This is a genomic window from Streptomyces sp. A012304, from assembly GCF_026008495.1.
In the GTDB taxonomy this organism is placed as follows: Bacteria; Actinomycetota; Actinomycetes; order Streptomycetales; family Streptomycetaceae; genus Streptomyces.
Genome location: NZ_BQUN01000121.1, coordinates 4,944 through 11,751 on the forward strand (window position 1 = coordinate 4,944; position 6,808 = coordinate 11,751).

Here is a 6,808-nt window from a genome sequence, read left to right on the forward strand (position 1 = left end):
GCCGCGAGATCGAGGTCCTCCCGCTCTCCCACGAAGTCGGCCAGCCGCACCGCCTGCGCCCGCAACGCCGACTCGGACCGACCCGACACCACGAACGGCAGCGCCGTGCCGGGCTGCTCGTCCGCGGACGGCTGTCCGGCCGTCGGCTGCGTCGTGTCCGCCGGCAGGGCGGTGCCTGCCGGCTGAGCGGTGGCTGCCTGCTCCAGCACGACGTGTGCGTTCGTCCCGCTGATGCCGAAGGAGGAGACGCCCGCGCGGCGCGGGCGGCCGGTGTCCGGCCACTCCCGTGCCTCGGTGAGCAGCTGGACGTCGCCGGCGGACCAGTCCACGTGCGGGGTCGGTTCGGCGATGTGCAGCGTCTTGGGCAGCACGCCCTCGCGCAGGGCCATGACCGTCTTGATGACACCGGCGATACCGGAGACCGCCTGGCCGTGGCCGAGGTTCGACTTCAGCGAGCCGAGCCAGAGCGGGAGGCCGGGTTCGCGGTTCTGTCCGTAGGTGGCGATGATCGCCTGGGCCTCGATGGGGTCGCCGAGGGTGGTGCCCGTGCCGTGGGCCTCGACGGCGTCCACGTCCCGGGCGCTCAGCCGGGCGTTGGCCAGCGCCTGCCGGATCACCCGCTGCTGCGACGGGCCGCTCGGCGCGGCGAGGCCGTTGCTCGCGCCGTCCTGGTTGGTGGCGCTGCCCCGGACCACCGCGAGGACGCGGTGGCCGTTGCGCTCGGCGTCCGACAGCCGCTCCACGAGCAGCACGCCGACGCCCTCCGCCCAGCTGGTGCCGTCCGCGGTGGAGGAGAACGCCTTGCTGCGGCCGTCGGCGGCGAGGCCGCGCTGACGGCTGAACTCCACGAACAGGCCCGGCGTCGGCATCACGCTGACGCCGCCGACCAGCGCCATAGAGCACTCCCCGCCGCGCAGCGCCTGTACGGCGAGGTGCAGGCTCACGAGCGAGGACGAGCAGGCCGTGTCGACGCTCACCGCGGGGCCCTCGAGGCCGAAGGTGTAGGCGACCCGCCCGGATCCGACGCTGCTGGCGTTGCCGGTGCCGAGGTAGCCCTCGACGTCCTCGGGGGTGCGGTCCAGGCGCGCCGCGTAGTCCTTGGCGAGCATGCCGAAGAACACGCCGGTCTGGCTGCCGCGCAGGGCGGCCGGGTCGATCCCGGCCCGCTCGATCGCCTCCCACGAGGATTCCATGAGCAGCCGCTGCTGCGGGTCCATGGCGAGGGCCTCGCGCGGGGAGATCCCGAAGAACTCGGCGTCGAAGTCGGCCACGGCGTCGAGGAACCCGCCGGAACGGACGTAGCTCTTGCCGTGCCGGCCGGGGTCGGGGTCGTACAGGTCGTCGATGTCCCAGCCCCGGTCGGTCGGGAAGTCGGTGATCACGTCACGGCCCTCGGCGACGAGCCGCCACAGGTCCTCCGGCGACTCGACCCCGCCCGGGAAGCGGCACGCCATGCCGACGATCGCGATGGCCTCGTTGTCCGTCGCGGGCACCACGACCGGGGCCTCGGCGGCGACGGCTCCGGCCGTGCCGAGCAGTTCGGCGCGGAGGAACCCGGCCAGGGCGAGCGGCGTCGGGTGGTCGAAGACGAGAGTCGTGGGCAGCCGTAGGCCGGTGGCCGCGTTGAGACGGTTGCGCAGCTCGACGGAGGTGAGCGAGTCGAAGCCGAGGTCCTTGAAGGTGCGCTCGGTGTCGGCCGATTCGGCGGAGGAGTGGCCGAGGACCGCGGCGACGTCGGCGCGGACGAGGTCGACGAGGACGCGGATCTGCTCGGCCTCGGAGACCGCTCGGAGCTCACGGGCCAGCGGGTTGTCCCGGCCCGCGGCGACGGCCTCGACGGCGCGGCGCACCTCACGCGTGCGTACGAGGCCCTGGAGGAGCCTCGGCAGGGAACCGGCCGCGGCCTGGGTGCGGAGTGCCGTGTGGTCGAGGCGGACGGCGACGAGATGCGGCTCGTCGACGTTCAGGGCGGCGTCGAGCAGCGCGAGCCCCTCGTCCGCCGTCATGGCGACGATCCCGGACCGGCGCATGCGGGCCAGGTCCTGCCGGCCGAGCCGCCCGGTCATGTCGCTGGCCGGCTCCCACAGGCCCCACGACACGGAGGCCGCGGGCAGGCCGTCCTCGTGCCGGCTTCGCGCGAGGGCGTCGAGGAAGGTGTTGGCCGCGGCGTAGCCGGACTGGCCGACGTTGCCGAGGACGCCGGCGAGGGAGGAGAAGAGGACGAACGCGGAGAGGTCCAGGTCACGGGTCAGTTCGTGCAGGTTGACCGCGCCGTCGACCTTGGCCCGCAGCACACGCTCCAGCCGGTCCGGGGTCATCGACTCCACCAGGGCGTCGTCGAGTACCCCGGCCGCGTGGACCACGCCCGTGAGCGTCGGTATCCGCGCCAGCACCCCGGCCAGCGCGTCGCGGTCGGCGGCGTCGCACGCCTCCACGCTCACCTGCGCGCCCAGAGCGGTGAGTTCAGCCGTCAAGTCGTCGGCACCCGGGGCGTCCGGGCCGCGTCGGCTGGTCAGGACCAGGCTGCGTACGCCGTGTTCGGTGACCAGGTGCCGGGCGACCAGACCGCCCAGGGTGCCCGTACCACCCGTGATCAGGACCGTGCCGTCCGCGTCCAGTCGCCTGGGCATCCGCAGCACCAGCTTGCCGACGTGCTTCGCCTGGGACATGAACCGGAACGCCTCCGGCGCCCGCCGCACATCGAACGACCGCACCGGCACCGGTTCCAGCACACCCGATCCGAACAACTCCATCAGCTCGGCCAGCAGTGCGCCGATCCGTTCGGAGCCGGCCTCCAGCAGGTCGTACGCCTGGTACGACACCCCCGCATACGCGGACTCCACCACCCGCGCGTCCCGGATGTCGGTCTTGCCCATCTCCAGCAGGCGGCCTCCGTCGGCCAGCAGCCGCAGCGACGCGTCCACGAACTCCCCCGCGAGGGAGTTCAGCACCACATCCACGCCCCGGCCGCCGGTGGCGGTACGGATGCGTTCCTCGAAGTCCAGCGAGCGGGAGTTCGCGATGTGGTCGTCGTCCAGACCGAGGGAGCGCAAGGTGTCCCACTTGCCCTCACTGGCGGTGGCGAACACCTCCGCGCCCAGATGACGGGCTATCTGCACCGCCGCCATCCCCACACCACCGGCCCCGGCGTGGATCAGTACCGACTCGCCCGCACGCAGGCCGCCCAGTTCCGCGAGCCCGTAGTACGCCGTCAGGAAGCCCACCGGCACCGACGCCGCCTGCTCGAACGACCAGCCCTCGGGGATGCGTGCCGTCATCCGGCTGTCGGCCACCGCGACCGGGCCGAAGGCGTCCCGGAACATCCCGAAGACCCGGTCGCCGACGGCCAACCCGGCAACCTCCGGGCCCACTTCGGTGACGACACCGGCACCTTCGCTGCCCATGCCGGTCTGGCCCGGCACCATGCCGTGCCCGATCAGCACGTCGCGGAAGTTGACTCCCGCCGCGTGCACGGCGATCCGGATCTCGACCGGCTCCAGCGGCCGTTCGGCCGCCGGGGCGGGCAGGAGCGCCAGGTCGGACAGCGTGCCCTCACGGGCCGTCTCCAGACGCCAGGCGCCGGAGGGCGGGGGCAGCAGGCCGACACCCGACGCGGTTCGGGCCAGCCGCGGCGCCAGCAGGACGCCGTCGCGCAGCGCGACGTGCGGTTCCCCGCAGGCGAGGGCTGCGGGGAGGGCAGTGGGGGTCGACTCGTCGGCGTCGAGGTCGAAGCCGAGGTCGAGATCGACGAGGACGAAGCGGTCCGGGTGCTCGTTCTGCACAGTACGCAGCAGCCCCCAGACCGGGGCGTTCGTGAGGTCCGCGGCACCGCTCCCGTGGCCCGTCCGGACGGCACCGCGGGTCACCACCAGCAGGCGGGACGCGGCGAAGCGCTCGTCGGCGAGCCATTCCTGGACGAGGGCGAGGAGACGGGTGAGCGTCTCCGCCACTTCGTCGGCCGTCCCGGTGGCCGGGTGTCGTGCGTCCGTGTCGTCGGCCGTCCCGGTGGTCAGGCGTCGTTCGTCCGGCTCGTCGGCCGAATGCCGTTCGCGCGCGTCACCGCCGGGGTGCAGGCAGGTGACCGCCACCACGTCCGGGACAGTGCCGTCGGACGCGACGAGGGCGCGCAGATCGGCGTACGCCTCGGCGTCGACGCTCTCCCGGCGCAGGACTGCGGCCAGGTCCGCCGCGTTCTCGCCGAGCACGGCCCAGGTCTGACCGCTCACGTCGGTGTCGGTCGGTTCGACCGTGATCCAGTCGATGTGGAAGAGCGCCTCGTGAGCGGGGTGGCGGACGAGGTCGAGCTGGCCCGGTGCCATCGGCCGCACGGTCAGGCCGCGGGCGGAGAACACCGGCCGGCCTGCGAGGTCCGCCGCGTGGACCGCCAGGGTGTCCGGGCCGGTGACGGACAGCCGGACGCGGAGTGCGGGGGCGCCCGCCGCGTGCAGCGTGACGTCCGACCACACGAACGGCAGCCTGACCGTGCCCGCCGGGGCGGCGCCCAGGCCGCTGCGCCCGGCGGCGTGGAGAGCCGCGTCGAGCAGCGCCGGGTGCAGTCCGAACAGTTCGGCCTGTCCGGTGAGTTCGGCGGGCAGGCTGACCTCGGCATACACGTCGTCGCCCGAACGCCATGCCGCACGCAGTCCCTGGAACGCCGGACCGTAGCCGTAACCCGTCTCCGCCAGGCCCGAGTAGAAGCCGTCCAGATCGATCGGCTGCGCACCGGCAGGCGGCCAGGCAGCGAGATCGGCCGCCTCGTCGGCGGGCTCCGGTGCCAGGACGCCGGACGCGTGACGGGTCCACGCGTCGTCGAGGGCGCCACCGCCCTGGACACGTCCGTACACGGACACACCGCGCTCACCAGCGTCGTCGGGCGCGTCGACGAAGACCTGGAGCTGTACGGCTCCCTGTTCCGGGATCATCAGCGGTGCCTCGAGGGCGAGTTCTGCGACACGACCGCAGCCGACCTCGTCGCCGGCCCGAACCACCAGCTCCAGGAACGCCGTGCCGGGCAGCAGCACGGTCCCGGCGACCGCGTGGTCACGCAGCCAGGGGTGGGACTGGAGGGAGACACGGCCGGTCAGTACGGCGCCCTGCCCGCCACCGAGTGCCACAGCCGCACCCAGCAGCGGATGGTCCGCCTCGGCCAGGCCGAGCTGCCGCGCGTCCCCGGACGAGGCCGTGCGCTCCAGCCAGTACCGCTCGTGCTGGAAGGCGTAGGTAGGCAGGTCGACTTGGGCGTCGCCGTCGCCCAGCAGCGGCGTCCAGTCCACGGTCAGGCCGCTGACGAACGCCTCCGCCAGCGCGGCGGTGAAACGCTCCTGCCCGCCCTCACCCCGGCGCAGCGTGCCCACCACCACCGCGTCCGCCCCGGCGGAAGCGACGGTGTCCTCCACGGCCCCGGTCAGCACGGGATGCGCGCTGGTCTCGACGAACGCGTCGAAGCCCTGGGCGAGAAGAACCCGGACCGTCTCCTCGAAACGAACCGTCTGACGCAGATTCGTGTACCAGTACTCCGCATCCAGCCTCGGGTTCTCCAACCGCTCGGCCGTCACCGCCGAGAAGAACGGGACCGTGGGAGCCTGCGGCTCGATGCCCGCCAGTTCGGTGAGCAGCCGCTCACGGATCGCCTCGACCTGGACGGAGTGCGAGGCGTAGTCCACCGGGACACGCCGCGCCCACACACCCTGCGCCTCACAGACAGCGAGGAGTTCCTCCAGAGCGGCCGGCTCACCCGCCACCGTCACCGACGCCGGACCGTTCACCGCCGCCACCGACACCCGACCGCCGCACTCCGCGATCAGCTCAGAGGCACGCTCCACCGGCACCCCCAGGGACGCCATCCCACCCGAACCCGCGAGCTCCAGAATCGCCCGGCTCCGCAACGCGACCACCATCGCCGCGTCCTCCAACGACAACGCACCCGACACACACGCCGCCGCGATCTCACCCTGCGAATGACCCACCACAGCGGCAGGCACGACACCGAACGACCGCCACAGCTCCGCCAGCGACACCATCACCGCCCACAACACCGGCTGCACCACATCCACCCGGTCCAGCCATGCGTCGGAGTCCGACCGGAGAATCTCGGTGAGCGACCAGTCGACATGAGCCGCCAGCGCCGTCTCGCACCGCTCGATCCGCTCCGCGAACACCGGGGACGACTCCAGCAGACCGGCCGCCATCCCCACCCACTGCGAACCCTGCCCCGGGAAGACGAAGACCGTCCGGCCCACCGGGCGAGCGGTGCCCGAGATGACGCCCGGCTCCGACTGCCCCGAGACCAGCGTCCCAAGGGCGGTCGTCAACCGCGCCCGGTCCTTGGCGAGTACGACGCTCCGGTGCTCCAGTGCGGACCGAGTGCTGACCAGCGCGTGTGCGATGGCGGCGGAGTCGACCTCGGGATGCTCGGCCGCGAAACCGGCCAGGCGACCCGCTTGCGCCCGCAGCGCACCTTCCGACCTTGCCGACAGGACGAACGGCAGCGCGGTGACTGCGCCCGCCGGCTCACCCGGAGCGGTGTCCGGGTCCGTGCGGGTGATCCGCGGGTCGGGGCCCTGTTCGAGGACGACGTGCGCGTTGGTGCCGCTCGCGCCGAAGGACGACACCCCCGCCCGACGCGGACGGCCCTCCGTCTCCGGCCATTCCCGCGCATCCGTCAGCAGCTCCACCGCACCCGCCGACCAGTCCACATGCGGCGTCGGCTCGTCCACGTGCAGGGTCTGCGGCAGGACCCCCTCGCGCATCGCCATCACCATCTTGATCACGCCCGCCACACCCGCCGCGGCCTGCGCGTGACCGATGT

General features: G+C 73.1%; 1 protein-coding gene. It reads right to left on the reverse strand.

Translation table 11 applies throughout. The features are described 5' to 3' along the window. A partial coding sequence (locus tag ALMP_RS32440) for an SDR family NAD(P)-dependent oxidoreductase (RefSeq protein ID WP_309299567.1) occupies nucleotides 1-6,808 on the reverse strand: 6,808 nt, incomplete at both ends.